Source organism: Fodinibius sediminis, from assembly GCF_900182555.1.
GTDB classification, from domain to species: Bacteria; Bacteroidota; Rhodothermia; order Balneolales; family Balneolaceae; genus Fodinibius; species Fodinibius sediminis.
This window is the reverse complement of sequence record NZ_FXTH01000025.1, coordinates 1-22,477: the sequence shown is the minus strand read 5'-3', so window position 1 is coordinate 22,477 and position 22,477 is coordinate 1. Positions and strand designations below refer to the sequence as shown.

Annotated in this window: 12 protein-coding genes; 5 read left to right on the top strand and 7 right to left on the bottom strand. The window is 54.8% G+C overall.

Features of this window, described 5'->3' with window-relative positions; genetic code table 11:
- The first annotated feature begins 11 nt into the window (after positions 1–11).
- The 4 genes from rpoC (at position 12) to FN808_RS17820 (ending at position 8,515) form a co-directional block, all read left to right on the top strand.
- The gene (gene rpoC, locus FN808_RS17835) at positions 12–4,343 is read left to right on the top strand and encodes a DNA-directed RNA polymerase subunit beta' (protein ID WP_142715981.1); all 4,332 of its coding nucleotides are present in this window, start codon (positions 12–14) and stop codon (positions 4,341–4,343) included.
- Between the two features lie 347 nt (positions 4,344–4,690).
- Positions 4,691–6,196 (top strand): glycoside hydrolase family 32 protein, encoded by a 1,506-nt coding sequence (locus FN808_RS17830; RefSeq protein WP_185958493.1) that lies wholly within the window; start codon positions 4,691–4,693, stop codon positions 6,194–6,196.
- A 6-nt stretch (positions 6,197–6,202) separates the two neighbouring features.
- Positions 6,203–7,570, top strand: a complete 1,368-nt coding sequence (locus FN808_RS17825) for a sugar porter family MFS transporter (protein ID WP_142715979.1) — start codon at positions 6,203–6,205, stop codon at positions 7,568–7,570.
- 60 nt (positions 7,571–7,630) lie between these two features.
- Positions 7,631–8,515, top strand: coding sequence for a carbohydrate kinase family protein (locus FN808_RS17820; protein ID WP_142715978.1), 885 nt, complete (start codon positions 7,631–7,633; stop codon positions 8,513–8,515).
- Positions 8,516–8,609: 94 nt separating this feature from the next.
- On the opposite strand, the gene FN808_RS17815 is transcribed toward FN808_RS17820, so the two are convergent.
- From FN808_RS17815 to FN808_RS17800, 4 genes are all read right to left on the bottom strand, one after another.
- Complete coding sequence (locus FN808_RS17815) at positions 8,610–8,927, bottom strand: YtxH domain-containing protein (protein WP_142715977.1); 318 nt, start codon at positions 8,925–8,927, stop codon at positions 8,610–8,612.
- A gap of 121 nt (positions 8,928–9,048) precedes the next feature.
- Positions 9,049–12,117: an efflux RND transporter permease subunit gene (locus FN808_RS17810; protein WP_142715976.1), complete on the bottom strand. Its 3,069-nt coding sequence runs from the start codon at positions 12,115–12,117 to the stop codon at positions 9,049–9,051.
- Positions 12,118–12,128: 11 nt separating this feature from the next.
- Positions 12,129–15,410 carry an efflux RND transporter permease subunit gene (locus FN808_RS17805; RefSeq protein WP_142715975.1) on the bottom strand — a complete coding sequence of 1,094 codons (3,282 nt, stop codon included), beginning with the start codon at positions 15,408–15,410 and terminating at the stop codon, positions 12,129–12,131.
- Between the two features lie 18 nt (positions 15,411–15,428).
- On the bottom strand, positions 15,429–16,661 hold the full coding sequence (locus tag FN808_RS17800; protein WP_185958492.1) for an efflux RND transporter periplasmic adaptor subunit: 1,233 nt from the start codon (positions 16,659–16,661) through the stop codon (positions 15,429–15,431).
- Between the two features lie 313 nt (positions 16,662–16,974).
- Between FN808_RS17800 and fsa the strand changes: the two genes are divergently transcribed.
- Positions 16,975–17,643: a fructose-6-phosphate aldolase gene (gene fsa, locus FN808_RS17795; RefSeq protein ID WP_142715973.1), complete on the top strand. Its 669-nt coding sequence runs from the start codon at positions 16,975–16,977 to the stop codon at positions 17,641–17,643.
- 6 nt (positions 17,644–17,649) lie between these two features.
- On the opposite strand, the gene FN808_RS17790 is transcribed toward fsa, so the two are convergent.
- The 3 genes from FN808_RS17790 to FN808_RS19390 form a co-directional block, all read right to left on the bottom strand.
- The gene (locus tag FN808_RS17790; protein ID WP_142715972.1) at positions 17,650–19,212 is read right to left on the bottom strand and encodes an amidase; all 1,563 of its coding nucleotides are present in this window, start codon (positions 19,210–19,212) and stop codon (positions 17,650–17,652) included.
- A 98-nt stretch (positions 19,213–19,310) separates the two neighbouring features.
- Entirely contained in the window at positions 19,311–20,789 is a 1,479-nt protein-coding gene (locus FN808_RS17785) for a phytoene desaturase (RefSeq protein ID WP_142715971.1), read from the bottom strand.
- Positions 20,790–20,870: 81 nt separating this feature from the next.
- A complete protein-coding gene (locus FN808_RS19390) occupies positions 20,871–21,623 on the bottom strand; it encodes a septal ring lytic transglycosylase RlpA family protein (protein ID WP_185958491.1) in 753 nt (250 codons plus the stop codon).
- Positions 21,624–22,477 lie beyond the last annotated feature (854 nt).

Here is a 22,477-nt window from a genome sequence, read left to right as displayed (position 1 = left end):
GAGGTACTTCTTTGCCGACTACTAACACATTAACAGTTTCGAAAGACTTCAACAGAATTGGTATTTCTTTAGCGTCCCCGGAGACAATTCTCTCCCGGTCGCATGGCGAAGTCTTGACTCCCGAAACAATCAACTATCGCACCTTTAAACCGGAAATGGATGGTCTTTTCTGTGAAAAGATCTTCGGACCGGTTAAAGATTATGAATGCCACTGCGGCAAATACAAACGAATTCGCTACAAGGGGATCATTTGTGATCGCTGTGGCGTCGAGGTAACCAGAAAGGCCGTTCGCCGAGAACGCATGGGCCATATTTCCCTGACCGTGCCGGTCGTCCATATCTGGTATTTCAAGTCGCTGCCCAACAAACTGGCCTACCTGCTGGGCTATTCGTCCAAGAACCTGGAAAAGATTGTCTATTACGAGACCTATGTCGTAATGAATCCGGGGGTAGCGCGCGATCTGGGCTACAAGAAAGGCGACCTGATTTCTGAAGAGGAGTATTATGACATTCAGGAGCAGCTGCCCGAAGATCAGTGGGATATGAGCGACGAGGATCCCGACAAGTTCCGCGCCAAAGAGGGGGCGGATGCCATCGAGGAGCTGCTGGCCACGCTTGATCTGGATGAACTTGCCTACCGTCTGCGTTACGAGGCTCGAAACGAGACCTCACAGATGCGTAAGAAGAAGAAGCTGAAGCGCCTGCAGGTTATCGAATCGTTCCGTGCGGCCAACCAGCACACCGAAAACCGTCCGGAGTGGATGGTCCAGAGTGTGATCCCGGTTATCCCGCCCGAGCTGCGGCCGCTTGTTCCGCTGGAAGGGGGGCGTTTTGCCACCTCCGACCTGAATGATCTCTATCGACGGGTTATTATTCGCAATAACCGCCTGAAGCGCCTGATTGATATCAAGGCGCCGGATGTGATTCTGCGCAACGAGAAACGCATGCTGCAGGAGGCGGTGGATTCGCTGTATGACAATTCACGAAAATCCAACGCAGTACGAAACAACAACCGGCCCCTGAAATCACTCAGTGATATGCTCAAGGGCAAGAGCGGACGGTTCCGCCAGAACCTGCTCGGTAAGCGTGTGGACTATTCCGGACGTTCGGTTATTGTTGTCGGACCGGAGCTGAAGCTACACGAGTGCGGTCTGCCAAAAGAGATGGCCGTGGAACTCTATAAGCCGTTTATTATTCGACGGCTGATCGAACGCGGCTATGTGAAGACGGTAAAATCAGCCAAGAAAGTTGTAGACAGGCGCGACCAGGTGGTATGGGAGGTCCTCGAGAATGTTATTGACGGACACCCCATCATGCTGAACCGGGCGCCAACGCTGCACCGTCTGGGTATTCAGGCCTATCAGCCGGTACTCATCGAAGAAAAGGCAGTACGGCTGCATCCACTTTCCTGTACGGCCTTTAACGCCGACTTTGACGGTGACCAGATGGCGGTGCACGTCCCCTTGAGCCATGATGCTATCCTCGAGGCTTCCGTGCTGATGCTTGGATCGCATAACATCCTGAGCCCGGCCAACGGAGGACCCATTGCCGTGCCGTCGCAGGATATGGTTCTGGGTATCTACTACCTGACCAAGATGGCAAACAACCAGAAGGGGGAAGGCAAGACCTTTGCCAACATGGATGAAGTGCTGATTGCCTACGACCGGGATCGGCTGGACATGCATGCCAAGATCAACATCCGGGTTCCCCGCACCAACGAAGACGGGGAGAAGGAATATGAGATTATCAAATCCACGACCGGACGGGTGATCTTCAACAAGATCCTGCCCGAGGAGATGGAATACATCAACCGAACCCTGGGCAAGAAGGAGCTGCGCTCGCTGATCAGCGATATCCACTACAAGGTGGGTACAGCCAGAACCGCGGAATTCCTGGATAATATGAAGAAGCTCGGTTTCGAGCAGGCTACGACCGGTGGACTCTCCTTCAGCCTTGAAGACATCGTGATTCCCGATGAGAAGCAGAAACTCATCCAGAAGGCACAGGATGATGTGGCGGAAATCACCGAGCGCTACGAAATGGGTTTCATTACCGACAACGAGCGCTACAACCAGGTTATTGACAAATGGACCAGCACGACCAACCGCGTGTCGGAATCCCTGTTCAATGCCCTGACGGCTGATCGCGAAGGCTTTAACCCGGTTTTCATGATGGCTGACTCCGGTGCACGGGGCTCCAAAGAGCAGATCCGTCAGCTGGGCGGTATGCGTGGACTGATGGCCAAGCCGCAGAAAAGTTCGATGCAGGAGGGGAACGAGGTTATCGAAAACCCCATTCTCTCTTCCTTCAAAGAGGGGCTGACGGTGCTTGAATACTTTATTTCTACCCACGGGGCTCGTAAGGGTCTGGCCGATACGGCTCTTAAAACAGCCGATGCCGGATACCTGACCCGCCGCCTGGTCGATGTGTCGCAGGATATCATTATCAATGAAAAGGACTGCGGCACCCTTCGCGGTATCAAGATGAAAGCCCTGAAAGACAACGAGGATGTCATCGAGAGCCTCGAAGACCGTATTCTCGGCCGCGTTTCGCTGCACGACATTTATGATCCGCTGACAGATGAACTGATCTGTGAAGCCAACGAGATGATCGATGAAGATGTCGCACAGAGCATTGCAGAAACCTCCATCGAGGAGGTTGAAATTCGGTCGGTGCTGACGTGTGAAACCGAGCGCGGGGTATGCTCCAAGTGCTACGGGCGTGACCTGTCGCGCGGAACCATGGTTCAGGTAGGTGAGGCCGTAGGTGTAATCGCGGCTCAATCCATTGGTGAACCGGGTACGCAGCTTACCCTTCGAACCTTCCACGTGGGAGGTACGGCTTCTCGTATGGAGTCCGAATCGCAGCACAAGGCGAAATTCGAAGGAAAGGTTGAGTTTGAGAATATCCGTGTAGTGGAGTTTGACGACGGCGAAGAGATCCACGATGTGGTGCTGAGCCGTGCCGGTGAAATTAAAATTATCGATGAGGAAGGCAAGGTACTTACCAGCTACAACATCCCTTACGGTTCCGAGCTCTTGGTTGAAGAGGGCGATGAGATCCCCAAAGGTGTACCTATCTGCAGCTGGGACCCCTACAACGCCAATATCTACGCCGAAATCGACGGTAAGGTGGAATACAAGGATATCCTGGAGGATATCACCTTCTCGGAAGAGACAGACTCTCAAACCGGCCACCGTGAAAAAGTAGTCGTAGACTCCAAGGACCGCTCGCTGGTGCCGACCCTGTTGGTCAAAGGCAATGACGATCGGATCCGCGAGAAAACGCTGCCCGTCGACACCCACATTGTGGTGGAGGACGGACAGAAAGTTTCCGCCGGTCAGGTCCTTGCCAAGATTCCCCGATCCACGGGGCAGTCGAAAGACATTACAGCCGGTCTGCCGCGTGTAACGGAGCTGTTTGAGGCCCGTTCACCAAGTGACCCGGCGGCAGTATCTGAAATTGACGGTATTGTGCGCATGGGCGGACGCAAGCGCGGTAAGCAGGAAGTGATTGTTGAAAGTAAGGACGGCAAGACGGAGAAGACGTACCTGATATCGCTGTCCAAGCATATTCTTGTTCAGGAGAACGATTATGTGGAGGCCGGCCAGCAGCTTTCTGACGGTACCATACCGGCGGAGGAAATTCTGAATATCCTCGGTCCCTATGCCGTTCAGTCCTACCTCGTGAATGAGATTCAGGAGGTTTACCGTCTGCAGGGTGTGCAGATTAACGACAAGCACATCGAAACCATCGTGCGTACGATGATGCAGAAGGTTGAGGTCACCGATTCCGGTGATACCATGTTCCTTGAAGGGGACAAAGTGGACCGCTTTGAGCTCAACAACAAGAATGATGAGCTTATTGGTCAGTATGTTGTTACTGAAACAGGCGGCAGCGACCTCAAGCAGGGAACCATCCTTGATCGCCGGGAAGTTCGTGAGATCAACAACGAACTCATTAAAGAAGGCGAAGAAGAGATCAAAACGCGCGAGGCGGAACCGGCCATATCCAAGCCGATACTGCTGGGTATCACCCGTGCTGCGCTCTCAACGGAAAGCTGGCTCTCGGCCGCATCCTTCCAGGAGACCACTAAAGTTCTGACACAAGCATCCATTGAAGCCAAGAAAGACGAACTCCTTGGCCTGAAAGAAAATGTGATTGTTGGACACAAGGTCCCTGCGGGTACAGGTCTGCGTAAATACGACGATCTGATTGTCGGCAAGAAAACCGAGCTGGACGAGGACGAGCAGGAAGTTGCAAAGGTCTTCGAACAGCTCAGCGGGGCCGGTGAGCCTGAAGCAGCCGCCGAAGCTGCCGATACCGAAGAGGACGAGGCATAAGCTTCGCGCCAGTACCAATCTATTGAAAAGCGTCCGGCCGCAAAGCCGGGCGCTTTTTTTATGACACTGCCTTTTGCTGCAGATAATACCGATTCGAAAGCGGCTGCCCCACGCGGTGGGATGCGCCTCACGACCGGGAAGAAGGCCGGCCAAGGTATCAGTTGGCGGTGCCAGGGGGATGTGAAATAAATAAGCGGGAAATGAAAACTTTTCTTGTAAACTTATTTTTCCCATTTTAAGCTTAAAAATTTTGATTGCCCATGAGGCTCTGGAAGCTTAAAAACATAATGTCCGGATTCATCTGCTTGTGCTTTGTGCTTGCCGGCTGTAAGCGTGACGGGCAACACATGGAACCCGATCAGAGTCGCTCGCCGGCATACAGCGAGCCCCATCGTCCACAGTTTCATTTTACGCCCCCTGAAAACTGGATGAATGACCCCAATGGATTGGTGTACCACGAGGGCGAATATCACCTCTTCTACCAGTATAATCCATATGGCGAGCAGTGGGGACACATGAGCTGGGGGCATGCCGTGAGCGATGATATGCTTCACTGGGAGCACCTGCCGGTGGCCCTGGAGGAGGAAAATGGGATCATGATTTTTTCCGGGAGTGCCGTGGTTGACAGGCAGAACACCTCGGGCCTTGGAACCGCCGACAACCCACCGATGGTTGCTGTCTATACCGGCCACTATACCGATGAGGATAACCCCCGGCAGGATCAGCGTATTGCTTACAGCCTGGATAACGGACGAAGCTGGACAAAATACACGGCGAATCCGGTTATCGATGAAGCGATGGAGAACTTTCGCGATCCCAAAGTCATCTGGCATACGGAAACCGAGAGGTGGATTATGGTGGTGGCACTGCCGACCCGGCACAAGGTCCGGTTTTACAGTTCTCCGAATCTGCTGGACTGGAAGCTGGAAAGTGAATTTGGACCCGCCGGGGCAACCGGTGGGGTGTGGGAGTGTCCGGACCTCTTCGAGCTGCCGGTAGACGGCAGGGAGGGAGAATCCAGGTGGGTATTACAGGTTGACCTCAATCCGGGTTCGGTGGCGGGCGGTTCAGGCGGACAGTACTTTGTGGGATCCTTTGACGGGAAGACGTTTAGCCGCGACGAGCATGCCCGGGAAAGAACCAACTGGGTGGATTATGGCAAAGACTTTTATGCGGTGCAGTCCTTTTCCAATATGCCGGACAACCGTCGTGTATGGCTGGCCTGGATGAATAACTGGCAGTATGCCGGTGTCATTCCGGTGAAGCCCTGGCGAGGAGCCATGACCGTGCCCCGCGAGCTCGGCCTTGCCATGACCGAGCAGGGCCCGCGCCTGTACCAGCAGCCGGTGCCTGAGCTGCAGCAAATCTATAAGGAGCGTCACCAGATGGAGGATATCCAGCTGACCGCAGGTGAGGACGTTCGCCATGATCAGCTGCGCGGCACTGCGTTTAGGATGAAGATGACCGTTAGGATGGAAGATGCTAAACAATTTGGCGTCAGGGTGCGGAAGGGAGAGAGCGAGGAAACCGTCATCGGATATGATGTTGCTCAAGAGCAGTTGTTTGTCGATCGAAAAAAATCGGGGGAGGTGAAGGTTCATGAATCATTTGCCGATACGGTACAGGCAGCCCCACTCGAAACAGACAACCAGTATATCACGCTCGATATATTGGTTGACCACTCTTCGGTGGAGGTGTTTGCTAATGAGGGCAGACGGCTAATCACGAATCGCATCTTTCCGCGTGCCGCATCAGATCGGATTGAATTGTTCAGCAGGGGAGGCACGGTACACATCGATACATTAACGTTTTGGCCATTGAAATCAGTCTGGAATACAGCTCAACAACAATAAATAACCATGATAAAAACACGATCAATTTTACTGTCAGCCATTGTCGCATCACTGGCGGGCTTTCTCTTTGGGTTTGATACCATCGTCATTTCGGGAGCCGATCGACCGATACAGGAAATATGGAATACCAGTGATCTCTTCCACGGTACCTTCATCATGTCGATGGCCCTGTGGGGCACGGTCATCGGCGCCCTGTTCGGCGGCATCCCCTGCGATCGCCTGGGACGCAAGAAGACGCTTTTTGGCATCGGTATCCTCTACCTCCTGTCCGCCCTGGGTTCTGCCCTTGCCCCTGACCCCTATATCTTTTCCTTTTCACGCTTTATCGGGGGACTGGGCGTAGGTGCTTCTTCTGTGGCAGCCCCTATCTATATTTCTGAGATCACGCCCGCCAATAATCGCGGACGCCTGGTTGCCTCCTACCAGTTTAATATTGTCCTCGGAATTTTGGTAGCCTACGTGTCCAATTACCTGATTGGCCTGTACTTTGATGAGTATGCCTGGCGCTGGATGCTGGGGATTGAAGCAATACCGGCAGCCATCTATGCCTTTTTTGTGCTGGGGGTTCCAGAGAGTCCCCGCTGGCTGGCCCTTAAGAAAAAGGATGACAAGGAGGCGGAGAAACTGCTGAAGCAGCTAAATCCCGGGCAAAATGTCAAGGCGATGCTGGAGACCATTAAACAGTCGGCCGCCCAGGCCACTGATGCGAAATTTTTCTCACGCAAGTACCGTTTCCCGATCCTGCTGGCTTTCCTCATAGCGTTTTTCAACCAGCTCTCGGGCATAAATTTTGTTCTTTATTACGCCCCCCGCATTTTTGAACAGGCCGGTATCGCTGCAACAGACGTCTTGGGAGCCTCCATCCCCATAGGAATCGTCAACCTGCTCTTTACCCTGCTTGGGATGTACCTTATTGACAGGGTGGGCCGCAGAAAACTCATGTACTATGGTTCCTTTGGCTATATCCTGTCCCTGCTGGGGGTTGCCTGGGGATTCTACACCGGGGCTGAAGGAGGACTCGTGGTTGCTTTTGTCAGTGCCTTCATTGCTTCCCATGCTATCGGACAGGGGGCGGTGATCTGGGTCTTCATTTCAGAAATATTTCCCAACAAGGTTCGCGACTACGGCATGTCGCTGGGGTCGGGCACCCACTGGGTCTTTGCCGCACTCATCACGCTCGTAACACCTACCGTGCTGAGTACCTTTTCAGGGAGTTCCATTTTTCTTTTCTTCGCCGGGATGATGGTCCTGCAGCTGCTTTTTGTCTGGAAAATTATGCCGGAAACCAAAAATCGCAGCCTGGAGGAGCTTGAGGAAATATTGCTGCCCGGGGATATGGCCTTTGAAATAGAAAAGGCCCCTGAAGAAAACTGAAGACCACCCGGAGAAAGCAGGCCGGCTTTTTAAAATGGATAAAATCACGTTGAGACCACTATGAAGGAACAAGAAACCGTACTATGCATTGGAGAAGTACTGTGGGATGCCCTGCCCGATGGGTTGTACCTGGGCGGTGCTCCCCTTAATGTCTGTTACCATTTGAACCAGCTGGGGATCAGGGCGGAGATGTGCAGCCGGGTGGGGCGGGATCGTCTCGGAAGGGAAGCATTTCGGCGGATCACAAAGAAGGGGATCAAGGTTACACATATTCAGCTGGATGATGAGGCGGAAACCGGTTTTGTCGAGGTGGAAGTAAATGAAAACGGTGAACCGGAGTACGAGATCATCGAACCGGTGGCGTGGGACTTTATTGCCCCGAACAGCGCCCTCACACAGGCGGTGGAGCAGAGCTGGGGGATTGTTTTTGGGACGCTTTGCCAGCGGAGTCCCGAAAGTCGCTCGACCATTCAACAGCTGTGGGACTGGGATGCGAAAAAAATTCTGGATTTAAACTTTCGTCCGCCGCACGTCAATAAAACCACGGTGCAGTCTTCCCTGCAGGTGGCCGATATCCTGAAGATGAATGACGTTGAACTGGAAAGGCTGCAGAAGTGGTACACGCTGCCCTCCGATGGAAAGCAGGCCGTGGAAGCCTTAGCCGATACCTTTGATTGCCCGGTCATATGTATTACGGAAGGATCAAGAGGGGCAAGGCTTTACCGGGAGGGGAGGTGGTACCGGCACGAGGGCTACAGTGTGGAGGCGCGGGACAGCGTGGGAGCAGGAGATGCCTTCCTGGCGGCGCTGATCTATGGCATACAGCACCAGAAGGGAGGGGCGGAATTGCTGCAATACGCCAATGCCGCGGGATCGCTGGTGGCCCGGAAAAACGGGGCTACCCCGGACTATGACATCGGGGAGCTCGAAAAGATTATGGTATGACCAGAGGCCTGCTATTTTAGGGGGGAGGCAGGCGGTAGTGGATAAAAAAAGAGCCTCCCCGTAGAGGAGGCTCTTCTGATAAAATGAGCGCTAATTACTGCGACTCCTTCACATCCTGTTTGGTTTGCTCAATGGATCCCAGCAGGTCTTCGGCCTCGTGGATCAGGTCTTTGGCCCGCTTGCGGGCGTCTTCAACGACCAGGTCGCCTTTGCGTTTTGCTTCGGAAATGGATTCTTTTTCATTGGAGAGCTTGTCAATGAGCTGGGATAGCTCTTCAATATAGGTGCTCAGCCGGTACGAAATAACATCACGGGTGTTGGTTCCTTTGTCGGGCGCATAGAGCAGGGCAACGACGGAGCCTACCAGCGCGCCTGATAAAAGTCCAAGGGTAAAATCTTTTGATTTACTCATAATATATTCTCCTCCTGTTGTGCGATAACTAATTTGAAGCGGGTTCAGCCGCTTTTATAACGTTTGTCTGTTTGCTGTAATATGCAATTTACTGGACTCATTTAAAAACGCATGGGGTTAATTATTTCGCATGTTTTTTGATCGCTTCGCGGCGTTCTTTGCTGATGCCCATAATGAATACGGGGACCACATAGAGTGTCAGGATGGATCCAAAAAACAGCCCGCCGATCACGGCCCGTGCCAGGGGAGCCCATATTTCAGAGCCGGTGCCAATACCTATGGCAAGGGGGACCATGGAGCAGATGGTGGTGAGTGCGGTCAGCAGAATGGGGCGGAGCCTCCGTTTGCAGGCTTCGATGGCATTGTTGAACAGGGAATCGGAATGTTCATGGTATTTGGTGTAGAGGTGCATGTAGTCGACCAGCACGATACCGTTATTGACGATGATGCCAATCAGCATGAACATGCCGATGAAGGCCGTGGCGCTGAGTGAGGTGTTGAAGGCCCACAGGCCTACAAGGGCCCCGAAGAAGGCCAGGGGGATGCTGAACCAGATAACAAAGGGATCCAGGAAGTTCTCAAAAAGCGAGGCCATGATCATGTAGGTCAGCAATATGGCGAAAAGCAGCGACCAGAGTACCTCGCTGGACCCCTCGTCTGAGTCCTGCGTGGAACCGGTAAATTCATAACGGTAGCCTTCGGGCAGTACGACCTGTTCCCGGATGACGTTCATAAGTTTCTCCCGAAATTCATTGGGGTTGCCGTCGACCTCGATATTGACATCCAGGATGGTTTCCCGGTCTCTCCGGGAGATCTGATCCACACCCTCCACGCTCTCAAAATGGCCGAGTGCGGCCACCGGAACCCTTTGGCTGTCCACCTGAATCAGTTCCAGGTCAAAGAGCTGTTCGCGGTTGGTCAGCGCCGTTTTTGAAGCCTGCACTTCAATAGATACCTCCCGGCCTTGCTGCCTCAGGTAGCCCACCCGTGTACCCTGGACCTGGGTCTTCAGTGACGTCGCCACCTCATTGAGCGAGCTTCCCATGCGGCTGATCCGCTGCCGGTCCACATGAAATTGCAGTTCGGGCGTGGGATCGGTTCGGCCATTGTCCACCGATATGACATTGGAGTCGGCCAGCATGACCAGTTCAATTTTATTGGAGATGGCCTTTAGCACTTCCATATCAGGGCCCACGAGGCTGAGTTGGATGCCGCCACCGAAGCCACCAAATCCGCCGCCCGCTCCCCGTATATTCACCTCGACCCCCGGTGCCTGCAGTTCCTGCCGAAGATCGGCCGAGAACCGGTTGGTGCTGATATCCCGCTCTTCTGCATTGACAAGCGTTACGGTGATCTGCCCCGTATTCGTTCGCGTGGTAAAGCCGCGCTGCCCGATTTGCGTGACAACGGATTCCACCACGTCCTTGTCCTGGATCCGGGAGCTGAAGTCGCGCATCACGCGGGCCGTGCGTACCAGCTTGGTCCCGGAGGGCAGATCCACGCTGATGGATACGCGGCCGGTGTCGGACTGGGGAAAAAATTCAAACTGCAGGTTGTTGTAGAGCAGGTAAGAGCCTCCGAGGATGGCACCTACAAAGAGCAACACCATCCATTTGCGAAACATAACCCAGCGCAGCGACCGGGCATACCCGTGTTCCACCTGTTGCAGCGTCCTGGATGCGCCCCCGGATGTTTGGAAGTGCTCCCCGTCCAGCAAAAGCACCGCCAGTACCGGCACCAGGACGATGGAAGCCAGGAACGAGATGGCGATGGCAATGCTGATGGTGAGGGCAAACTCGGCAAAGAACTGGGCCTGGATTCCTGTAAGGCCGATGATGGGGACAAAGACCCCGAGGGTGGTAAGAGTGGCTCCCAGCAGGGCCCCGACGACTTCATTGGTTCCTTCGAGGGCGGCCTGCCTCTTATCGATTTTTTCTTCGAGCTTGCGGGCAATGCTTTCAGAAACTACAATAGCATTGTCTACCAGCAGGCCGATGGCAAGAGCCAGGGCGGTAATGGTGAGGATGTTAAGCGTGAGGCCGGCCGCATACATGGCCGCAAAGCTGGCCGTCACAGAAACGGGGATGGTTGCCGCTACAACGAGCGAGATACGCCAGCCGCCCATGAAAATGAGCAGGATGATGATCACCACCACCAGGGCGGCGAGGGCCGACTGGGTCAGGTTCGAAATAGAGTTCTCGATGTTTTCCCCGTCGTCGGTGAGCACCTGCAGGCTGACCCCGGGCGGGAGGTTGGCATTGATTGTGGAGAGCTGATCTTTGACGGCATTGACGACGTCCAGGGTATTGGCGTCCGACTTCTTCTGCACTTCCACCGATACGCTGTTCTTGCCGTTGATCTCCACGAGGGTGGTTATTTCAGCAAAACCGTCTTCGACAGTAGCCACATCCTTGATCCGGATGGGGATGCCCTGCTCCGTCATCTTGATGATGGTCTGTTTGATCTCTTCCACGCCGGCGTACATCGACTGGGCCCGCACGCTGTAGCTGTTGGTCCCGGTCCTGATATCCCCGATGGGTACCTGGACGTTGTTCGAGCGCAGGGCCGTTTCAATATCCGAGGGAACCAGGCGGTGCTGGGCCAGCGACATGGGCGCTACGTTGACAAAAATCTTGCGCTCCAGCCCGCCGCGCGTATCGGCCGAGGCCACCCCTTCAAGCCGCTCGATGCGCGGCTCAATAAACTCTACGCCCAGCTGTCGCAATTCATCCAGCCCGCTGTTGTCCGATTCCAGGCTGAGCCGCATAATGGGGAAGTTTTCGGGATCAAACTGGAAGATCACCGGTTCGGCGGCCTCCTCCGGCAGCTCATTGCGGATGCGGGAGATCTCCTCGCGTACCTTGAGTTCCGTATTGCGGATATTGACCCCGCTTTTCAGCCGGAGGATGATAAAGGCGCTGCCCTTGCTGATATTCGATTCCAGCTCTTCAATGCCTTCGATCGAGGAGATCGCCCCCTCGATGGGTTCCACAATCAGCTTCTGCATGTCTTCGGGGGCTACATTGTTGTAGCCGGTGGAGACAGCGAGGATGGGGATGTTGAAAGAGGGATAGAGGGTGACCTTCAGGTTTGACAGGGCAAACATACCGAAGCCAATGACGACCAGCGTAATCATGATCACGGAAATGGGCCGCTTCAGGATGCTTCCGGCTACGGTAAATTTCTTCATGGCAAAGGCAGTTAGCGGAGTTCAGATTGCAGTAATGGGTCTTCCTTGTGGACCGAATCGAAACCGAAATTTTCGACCATGGCGTTGATCAGCTTATAGAGGCACGGCACCACAAAGAGCATCAGCAGCGTCGACATGGTGAGCCCCCCGATCACGGTCCGTGCCATGGGGCTCCATGTTTCCGAGCCCGACCCCAGTTCAAGGGCCAGGGGCACCATCGACAGGATGGTGGTAAAGGCCGTCATAAGGATGGGGCGCAGTCGCCGCCCGGCTCCTTCAATGATCGCCTGGCTGCGCTCCATATCCCGGGCCTGCAGAATTTTGATGTAGTCGATCATGACAATGCCGTTGTTGACCACGATGCCCGACAGGAGTATGAGCCCGACCATGGAGGTGACACTGATGGAGGTGCCGGTTGCCCAGAGCATCAGCAGGACTCCCGTCAGGGCCAACGGGATGGTAAAGATGATAATGAACGGTTCCACCAGGCTTTCAAACTGTGAGGCCATAACCATGTAGGTGAGGATGCCGGCTATGGCAAAAGCGATCAGCAGGTAGTTGAACGAGGCCGCCTGGTCTTCGGCGGAGCCGGCGATTTCGTAGCGGTATCCTTCCGGCCAGTTTATCTGTTCGAGCTGTGCCCGGGCCTGGTCGGCGGCTTCCTTCAGGTCGATGTTGGCCAGGTCGGCGGAAACTTCGGTCACGCGCTCCTGGTTGATCCGCAGGATGTTGGTCGGCCCGTTATAGCGCTCGATGCGGGCGAGACTGGCCAGGGGAAGCCAGCTGCCGTCGGGGGCTTCCACCTGGAGGTTGCGGAGGTCGTTGACGGCTGCCTTGTCCTGTTCCTGCAGCTGCACCAGCACCTCAAACTCGATGCCCTGGTCTACATAGGTCGTTGCCAGGTTCCCCTTGACCGCATTGCTAAGTGCGGTAGCAACCTGTGAGGTGGTCATGTTCAGCCGCGAGATACGTTCCCGGTCCATGGTCACCCGCAGCTCGGGACGTCCCTGGTCGGCCGTGCTGAAGACATTGACGATATTGTCAATATCCTGCAGCCGCTGTTTTACGGCGTTGGCCAGTTCCTGCTTCTGCTGCATTTCGTAGCCGTAGATCTGCACGATGAGTCCGTTTTCTCCCTCGGGACTCAGCGGATCCTGCTGAACTTCCTTGATTTCTGTACCGGGCACCCTTTCCAGTTCATCCAGCAGGTCGGCTGTAATTTCTGACTCCGAACGGTCGCGCTCGGACTGGGGAACCAGTTCCACCCGCACAGTCCCCTGGTAGCCCCCGGGATTTTCAGCACCTTCAATGCCTTCCTTGTCTCCAAAATCAGACACCACCAGACGGGCTTCGGGCACCTCTTCCCGGATGACCTCTTCCACCTGCGAGACGGACCGTTCCAGTTCCAGCAGGCTTACGCCCGGGTCGCGCTGCACATCCAGGATGAAGGCATTATCGTCTACCGTGGGGAAAAATTCGCCCCCCAGGAAATTAAAGAGCGGCAGGGTCAGCAGGAAGAGCAGCACGGCCCCGCCGACGACCATCCCGCTTTGGTCCAGCACCCTTGAGAGCTGATTGCGGTAAGCGGATTCAACGCGGTCAAGAAAGCGGCTGATGCGCGGGCCGACCCGATTGCCGAAGAAAGCACCGAGGGTATGCTTCAGGTAGCGAAACAGCCAGACCAGCGGGTAGACGATGCCCCCCAGAAGAAGCAGTGGGGAGGCTGCGATACGCTTGTATACGGACTCCCGGCTCCAGTCCAGCAGGCGCCTCAGGTACGTTTTGCTGGTCTGCGCTTCCTCATCAGCATTAGTATCTGCGGCCAGGATCTGGGAGCTCATCAGGGGGATCAGGGAGAGGGCCACCAGGGAGGAGACCGAGAGGGCGAAGGAGATGGTCAGCGCCAGGTCGCGAAAGAGGAAGCCCGCGATGCCCGGCACAAACAGAATGGGGATAAAGACCACCAGCGTGGTCAGCGTGGAGATGACAACCGGCACTGCTACTTCCTGGGCCCCGAAAATAGAGGCCTTGTTTCGGTCATAGCCCTCCTCTTTAAAGCGAAAAATGTTTTCAAGCACCACCACCGCATCATCCACGACCATGCCCACCGCCAGGGTCAGCCCGGAAAGGGAGATGATGTTAAGACTCAGTTCCGACCAGTCCATGATGCTGAAGGTGGAGATGATGGAGACGGGAATGGAGATGGCAATGATGAGGGCCGACCGGCCGCTTCGCAGGAAAGCCAGCAGGATAAGTACCACCAGGATGACCGCCTGCAGGCCGGTCCACAGCAGGTTTTCTATTGACATTTCGATAAATTCCGCCTTGTTGGTCAGTACATCGATGGTGACATCACCGGGAAGGATATTTTCCAGGTTCTCCAGGCTGCTGATGACCGAGTTGGCCGTCGTGACCACATTCGCATCGCTCTGGCGGTAGAGGTTCACAATCACGCCCTGTTTCCCGTCGATATGTACATTTCCGATGGGCTGGGCGATGCCGTCCTCAACCGTAGCCACATCCTTGAGCTGCAGGGGTTCCCCGTTACGGACGGCGATGATCGTGTTCCTGATTTGATCCACATTCTTGAATTCCCCGATGGTTCGCAGGGAGTAGATGGTGCGCCCTTCGATAAGCTCGCCGGCCGGTACCTGGATATTCTCCTGGCGCAGCTTGTTCCCGATGGTAGCGATGCTCAGGTTATAGCTGCGCATCTGCTCGTTGCTGATGTCGATGTTGATCTGACGCTCATATCCCCCGGATGTCTCCGCCGAGGCGACTCCCGGAATGCGTTCCAGCTGTTGTTCGAGATCCTGCTTGGCTATGGTCCGCAGCTCGCGTGGACTGCGGATATCAGAGGTAAGGGTGAGCACGATGACGGGCTCTTGGTTGGGATCATAGGAAAACACAATAGGCTGCTCGGCGTCATCGGGGATGGTCCGCCGCACAAAGTCGAGCTCCTTGCGGACATCGGATTCCGCAATGTACAGATCCGTCCCCCAGTTGAAGTTGAGCTTGACCACCGAAGCCCCCTGGTTGGAGATGGAACGCACCCGGCGCACCCCGCTGATGCTGCCCACGGCCTCTTCAATAGGACGGGTGATGAGGGTTTCCATATCCTGGGGCGCTACGCCCTCATAGGTCGTGTAGACCGTAATGGTGGGGAACGAGACATCCGGGTACAGGTCCAGCCGGAGGTTGGACAGCCCAAACAGCCCGAAGCCGATGATGATAAGGCTGGTCATCAGGAATGTTACCGGTCGCTCAACCGCTTTTCGTGCTAAAATTTTCATAAGCTGCGTAGGTGTGGTTTAAGAGGTAGAGCTGTCGGCCGGGGCGGTGCGGCTATCTTGCTGTTCCGCATTTTCTATCGGCCTCTGCGGAGCCTCCCGGAAATCGTCGGGATTGGCAACCCGTACGTTCGTGCTGTCATCCAGGTTGTTCTGTCCCGTGATGATGACCTCATCACCCGCCTGGATGCCCTGCAGAATTTCAATCTCATTGCCCTGTTCGATGCCCAGTTCCAGCTCACGGCGGAGCGCAAGGGAGTCGTCCTGAACCACAAAGGCGGAATAGCTGCGCTGCAGCTGGATGGTGTTGGACTCCGGCTCAATCAGCGTCTGCACATTTTCAACCAGGGCCGACCGCGGGATAACGATGGTGTTGTCGCGCGTTTCAATATTGATGATGGATTCCACCAGTACGCCCTGGAAGATGGAGTTCCCCCGTTCGGTCAGGCTGATGACCACTTCCCCCAGCCCCGTGGCGGGGTCCAGGCGCGGACTGATGTGGGTGACGCGTCCCTTCCCGCTGATCTCCGTCTGGTTGGAAAGCCGAAAATCCACTTCCTGTCCAATCTCAACATACCGCCATTCTTCCAGCGGCAGGTACACCCGGGCCTGGTAACCCGTCAGATTTGCAATTTCATAGGCCGACTGTCCGGTGGCGGCAACGTCGCCTTCCGAGAGGTTCCTGCTCAGCACCACCCCGTAGACCGGCGAGGTGATGGTGGTGTTGGCGAGGTCTTCCCGGCTCTGTGTCAGGCTGGCCCGCGAGGCCTCGAACTGGGCCTTGCTGCTTTGGAAGGTGGCCCGCGCATTATCAAACTCCGTGGAACTGATCAGATCCCGCTGATAGAGTTCCTGCTGGCGATAGAACTGCAGGCTGTCCCTCACATAGGAGGAGCGGCTCTGTTCCAGCTGCGCTTTGGCCTGCTGGAAGTTATCGCGGTAGGGAACCTCATAGATCTTTGCCAGCGCCTGGCCCTGCCGCACGGTATCACCGAGATCGGCATAGATCCGGGTTACACGGTTGGAAACCTGGGGTGTCACATTGACAATCTCCTGGGCCCTGATGTTGCCAAACGACTTGATCTGGTCCGAAATCGTCTGGGTGGAGGCGGTGATGGTTTCTACACTGGTGGCCCGCTGCTGCTGGCCGTTGTTAAAGGGATTGCCGCCGGGACCCGGGCTTTCAGCGCTGCCCCCGCAGGCTTGTAATAATAGAAATGTCGAAAGAATAAAATAATGGAATATGTTTTTCACTGGAATAATGGTTAAACCGTGTTTTTGCGTCAGCAACAATGTCTTTACGGAAAAGTGCCATAAATGATACAGAAAGGAAGCACTAAAAATGAAAATAAGGCATTTTTTAATTCTTTTAACATTTGGATGGATGGGAGGTCGCCCCGGGAGGGCTCCTGAGTCATTATTAGTAAATAATATACCAGAGGGCGGGGATTGTAATGGGGACATTAATCATCTTCACGGTGAAATAATTGAGGGGGCTCTTAAGAAAGAATAACATTTTTTGTATTTTACCGCCCGCAAAACAACCAATCTCAGGCTAAAAATAATTATGAAATTTTTTATTGACACTGCTGACCTTGACGAGATTCAGGAGGCCCATGACCTGGGTGTACTGGATGGAGTGACCACCAATCCAAGCCTCTGTGCCAAGATAGGCGTGGCCGATTTTGAAGGACATATTGCCAAAATTTGCAATATTGTGGATGGCGATGTATCGGCGGAAGTGGTTTCCACCGACTATGATGAGATCATGAGCGAAGCCCGCCATCTGGCGGCCATTGCTGACAATGTGGTCGTCAAGGTGCCGCTGATCAAGGAGGGCATCAAAGCAATACGCAGCCTCTCCGACGAGGGCATCCGCACCAACTGCACGCTCTGCTTCTCGGCTACCCAGGCACTGCTGGCCGCCAAGGCGGGGGCAACCTATATCTCTCCTTTTATTGGCCGCTTGGATGATATTTCCGACAACGGCATGCAGCTTATCGAGGATGTTGTTACCATCTATGACAACTACGGCTATGAAACCGAAGTGCTGGCCGCCAGCATCCGCCATCCGATGCACGTGATGGAATCCGCCCGCATGGGTGCAGATGTGGCAACCATGCCGCTGAAAGTGATTGACCAGCTGCTGCAGCATCCCCTGACCGACCGCGGGCTGGAGCGCTTCCTTGACGACTGGAACAACCTCCAGGAAGAGCTGAAAACAGCTGAGAAGTAGAACCTGCTACTCTTTTTGTAAGGCCGGTGCCTTCCGAACAGGCTTCGCCTGTTCAAAGGCATAGGCCATTTCGATCAGTACCGGCTCACTCCAGGCACGTCCGAAGAAGGAGATGCCTGCGGGCAGCCCGTCGATATATCCCATGGGCACCGTAATATTTGGATAGCCGGCTCTTGCCGCGGGCGAGCTGGATGAAACCGAGAAGTGATCGCCGTTGGTCAGGTCCGTCTTCCAGGCGGGTCCGCCGGTGGGACTTACGATGGCATCCAGCTTGTGTTCATCCATCACCCGGTCGATGCCTTCCTCGCGCGTATGCAGGAGCATGCGGTCGAGCGCTTCGGTATATTCCTCTGACGTCAGGTCTCCTTTCTTGCTGGCCCTGATGAGCAGGTCATGGTCAAAGTAGCGCATCTCAACCGAGTCGGCGAGCGTGGCTTCCACCAGCTGCTTCAGGGTTTGCACGGGGGCATCCGGCCCCAGTGATTCAAAGTACTTGTTCAGGCCGTCCTTGAATTCATACAGCAGCACCTGGAAGGCCGCTTCCCCGATATTTTCTTCCGAAATTGTTTCCAGTGTAACGATAGTTGCTCCCTGGCGCTCCAGGAGCCGCACCGCCTGGTGCATCAAGGTGTCAACCCGGTGATGCTCCCCCAGGGGACCGGTCCAGAAGCCGATCCGCTTTCCCTGCAGGCCGTCCTCCTTTAGAAAAGGAGTGTAGTTGGTATGCAGGTGGTCTTTGCTCGGCCCTGTTTTGGAATCCTCCTGGTCTACGCCCACCATGGTGCCGAGTGCGATGGCAGCATCGGTGACCGAGCGCGTCATGGGGCCGGGCGTGTCCTGCGTAAATGAGATGGGGATGATGCCCGAGCGGCTGAGCAGTCCCACGGTCGGCTTGATGCCCACCAGCCCGTTTGCTGAAGAAGGGCAGGTGATGGAGCCGTTGGTTTCCGTCCCGATACCCACCACGGCCAGGTTGGCCGAGATTGCCGCTCCCGGTCCCGAGCTCGACCCGCAGGGGTTGCGGCTCAGGTCGTAGGGGTTTTTCGTTTGTCCCCCCAGCGCGCTCCAGCCGCTCGAGGAGAAGCTGCTGTGAAAGTTGGCCCATTCGCTGAGGTTGCTTTTGCCCAGGATCACCGCCCCCGCTTCGCGCAGCCGGGCCGTAATGAAAGCATCCTTGGGCGGAATCGATCCCTCCATCACCCGCGCACCGGCCGTGGTAGGCATGTCATGGGTGTCGATGTTGTCCTTGAGCACAACCGGCACGCCGTGCAGCGGGCCGCGGGAGGTGCCTTCCGCCAGCTCCCGGTCCAGCTTCCGCGCCTGCTCCCTCGCCCTGGGGTTGATATGCAGCATGGCATTGAGGACGGGGCCGTTGCGATCGATGGCCTGGATACGATCCAGGTAGGCCCCGGTCACTTCCTCGATGGAGTACTGCCCGTTCTGGTATCCCTGCTGCAGCTCCGGGATGGTAATTTCTTCAAGATCAAGGTGTTGGTAGGCCGGGGGATTGGGCTGGCAGGCGCCCAGAAGCAGGATCACAGCCAGCAGCAGAAGGTTGTTGGTTTCCATAGACGGTTTCTGGTTAGATGATAATGCCATTATATCACCCAATATACAGCAGAACGGGGATAATAACAGGGTCGCTGGTTGCGGAGCTCCGCCCGGGATCAGTCGTTGCAGATAAGCTGTTCTGCAATTTTAGCCGAAGACAGCACGCCGGGCAGCCCGGCTCCTGGATGGGTGCCCGCTCCCACGAAGAAGAGATCGATCACATCCTCCGACTTGTTGTGGGGGCGAAACCAGGCCGACTGGGTCAGGATCGGTTCCACCGAGAACGCCGATCCCTTGTAGCTGTTGAGCGTCTGCTCGAAATGCAGGGGGTCGATGTGGTGTTCGGTGACAATATGTTCCTGCAGGCCGGGAAGGTAGTTTTCCTCCAGGAAGTTCATGATCGCATCGCGGTACGGCCGGGCCTGGGTGGTCCAGTCCGTGCCGCTGTCCAGGTGTGGCACGGGAGAGAGCACGTAGAAGGCCTCGCATCCCTCCGGGGCCAGCGAGGGGTCTGTCTTGGTAGGCATGTGCAGGTACAGCGAAAAATCGTCCGCCAGTGTTTTGTCGTGGAAGATATCCGACAGCAGTTCCCGGTACCTGCTGCCCAGTATGATGTTATGGTGTTCCAGTCCGGAATTTAGGTAGCGTTTCTTTGTGCCAAAATAGATCACAAAGAGCGACATGCTGTAGCGGGTGCGCTCAATCTTGCGATTGGTATAGGTCGACCGGTGCTGTTCGGGGATGAGGTGGCGGTAGGTAAAAGCAACATCGGCGTTCGAGACCACCTGGTCGGCCCGGTGCACAGTGCCATCCTTGAGCCGCAGCCCCGTGGCTCTGCCGTCCTGGATGGTGATTTCATCCACTTCGGCATTGTAGTGGATAGTGCCCCCCTGTTCCTCAATAAGGCGGGTCAGGGCGTTAACGAGCGCACCCGTGCCCCCCATGGCATAATGGACGCCCCATTCGCGTTCCAGGTAGTGGATCATGGCGTAGATGGAGGTCGTATCAAAGGGATTGCCGCCTACCAGCAGCGGGTGAAAGGAGAACACCTGCCGCAGAAAATCATCTTCAATATACCGGGAGACGTATTGGTATACCGACTTGTGCGACTGCAGGCGCAGCAGGTCGGGGATGACCTTGATCATCTCCCACAGGTTATGGAAGGGCTGGTCGGCAAGCTCTACAAACCCCTTGTTGAAGATAGCCCTGGTTGTTTTCAGGAAAGCCGTGTAGCCTTCTTTGTCATCGGGATTCCACTGCTCAATTTCACTGAGCACAAAATCATGGTCGCCATTATAGTCAAACTTCCGTCCCCGGTCGTCAAAAATACGGTAAAAGGGATCACAGGGCACAAAGGTCACATAGTCTTCCCGCTTTTTGCCCGCTTTTTTGAAAAGCTCATCGAAGAGGAATGGGGCTGTAATGACCGTCGGGCCGCCGTCGAAGGTAAAGCCGTCTTGTTCATACACATAGGCCCGTCCGCCAGCCTTGTCTCTCTTTTCGAACAGTTCCACTTCATGGCCTTCCGAAAGCAGCCGCGAAGCCGTTGCAAGTCCTCCGAACCCGCTGCCGATAATAAGTATCTTTTTTTTCATGTCACCTCGCAAGGGATCACTAATATTGCCAACCGATGCTTATAAACCGAAGGGAGCGATGCAGCATTCCCCAAAAGCCCGTTAATTTTGAATCTGTTTCACGTAGCCCCGGAATCCGCGCTGCTGCAATTCCTGTTCTTTCTGCTGTGCTTCTTGTTTATCAATGAAGGTACCGTAGTAGACCCGGTAGAGCGTCTCCTCCGGCTGCCGGATGGTCTCGACCCGTGATCCGCGAATCTTGCGGGCGTGTTCAAAGGCCCGTGAGCGTTCCATGAACGAGCCCAGCTGCACCGTATAGGTTGCGGTTTTGAGGTCGGTGGTGCGGGAGTTGTCCAGGCTGTCGTTCATCAGCGACAAGGCGACGGGGGCGGTGCCCGCACCAATCATGCGTATCTCGCGGGCCGCCTTTTTGGAGAGGTCGATAATTCTGTTCTTGGCAAAGGGCCCCCGGTCGTTGATCCGCACCATCACGGACCGCCCGTTGTCCAGGTTGGTGACTTTGACGACGCTGTTGAAGGGGAGGGTGCGATGGGCGGCCGTCAGCCGGTTCATGTCGTACTGTTCGCCGTTGGCCGTCAGCTTGCCATGAAATTTGGGACCGTACCAGCTGGCGACGCCCTGTTCAATCCGCTCGCCCCGGGCATTGGCATCCGGGAAGGTAATGTCCTCGGGCGGCGCCTCCGGCTCGGGCTTTTTCATGCGCGAGACGGAGCCGCATGAGGCTGCAAAAAGGCTGATTCCTATAACTGCAATAAGAATACCGGCATATCTCACATCAGCAATGGTTGAATCGACAGAAAGCGTACGCTTATTTTGTTTTTTAAAAATATACAACGATAAGTGAAAAGTTGTATTATTATTTCGATGGGGTGCTTTTTTTGAGATGATGCCATGTTTCTATTTTTTTATGGTCTCTTATTTAGAAATTATGCCATGCTCTTGTTCCTTTTTGTTGCAGGTTAAATGTTAAAGGTTGAAGGTTGTGAATCTATTTCCCCCCAAACATCCGGCTATGTAGTTAAGGCATTTAGTCTCTTATTTAGAAATAATACTTTATTCTTGTCCATTTTTTATCGCTAAAGTGATTGTTCCTTTTTTGGAACGACGCATCCCGCATGCGCGGGACCAGCAGAGCTGGAGAACCCAAAAAAATGACCGGCTGAGAAAACTCAGGAATCAGTCTCCGCCGGTACGTCGGAAAATAATTTAACTTGCTCCGCTGGTCGCGGAGCTTCAGACACCCCCGATGGTTCGGGGTTTATCCTCCGTACCGTCTTCGCCAAAACAGATCCCTGACTTTTCGTTAGGCCGGAGGATTTTTCTTCCTTTATGAAAGTGACAAAACCCATCTGGAGTTAGTTATGTTGCAGGTTAAATGTTAAAGGTTGAAGGTTGGGAATCAATTTTCCCCAGACAGCCGGCCTTGGCTGGTGAGGCGGGGAAAGGGAGCGGGAGCTGCGATAACGAAACAACAGTTGGATACTCAAGTTATGTAGATTTAGATATAGAAGATCAATCCTCCTGTCCTCCTTCTCCAAGGAGGAACTCTTGGATTACGTTCTTGTCCAGGCTACCTGAAGTCTCTCTTGGAGACCTTAGGTTATCTTTAGTGACAATATCAGCAAATTTTTGCAGATATTGTCGATAACCAAGCCGTCGGGTAGTGACCCAACCTCTTGGATAGGCAC

Bases quoted from the DNA above. Each gene is read 5' to 3' on its own strand.
- FN808_RS17830 (WP_185958493.1), top strand. From the start codon at position 4,691: ATGGAACCCGATCAGAGTCGCTCGCCGGCATACAGCGAGCCCCATCGT.
- fsa (WP_142715973.1), top strand. From the start codon at position 16,975: ATGAAATTTTTTATTGACACTGCTGACCTTGACGAGATTCAGGAGGCC.
- FN808_RS17785 (WP_142715971.1), bottom strand. From the start codon at position 20,789: ATGAAAAAAAAGATACTTATTATCGGCAGCGGGTTCGGAGGACTTGCA.
- FN808_RS17820 (WP_142715978.1), top strand. From the start codon at position 7,631: ATGAAGGAACAAGAAACCGTACTATGCATTGGAGAAGTACTGTGGGAT.
- FN808_RS17805 (WP_142715975.1), bottom strand. From the start codon at position 15,410: ATGAAAATTTTAGCACGAAAAGCGGTTGAGCGACCGGTAACATTCCTG.
- FN808_RS17790 (WP_142715972.1), bottom strand. From the start codon at position 19,212: ATGGAAACCAACAACCTTCTGCTGCTGGCTGTGATCCTGCTTCTGGGC.
- FN808_RS17815 (WP_142715977.1), bottom strand. From the start codon at position 8,927: ATGAGTAAATCAAAAGATTTTACCCTTGGACTTTTATCAGGCGCGCTG.
- FN808_RS17810 (WP_142715976.1), bottom strand. From the start codon at position 12,117: ATGAAGAAATTTACCGTAGCCGGAAGCATCCTGAAGCGGCCCATTTCC.
- FN808_RS17825 (WP_142715979.1), top strand. From the start codon at position 6,203: ATGATAAAAACACGATCAATTTTACTGTCAGCCATTGTCGCATCACTG.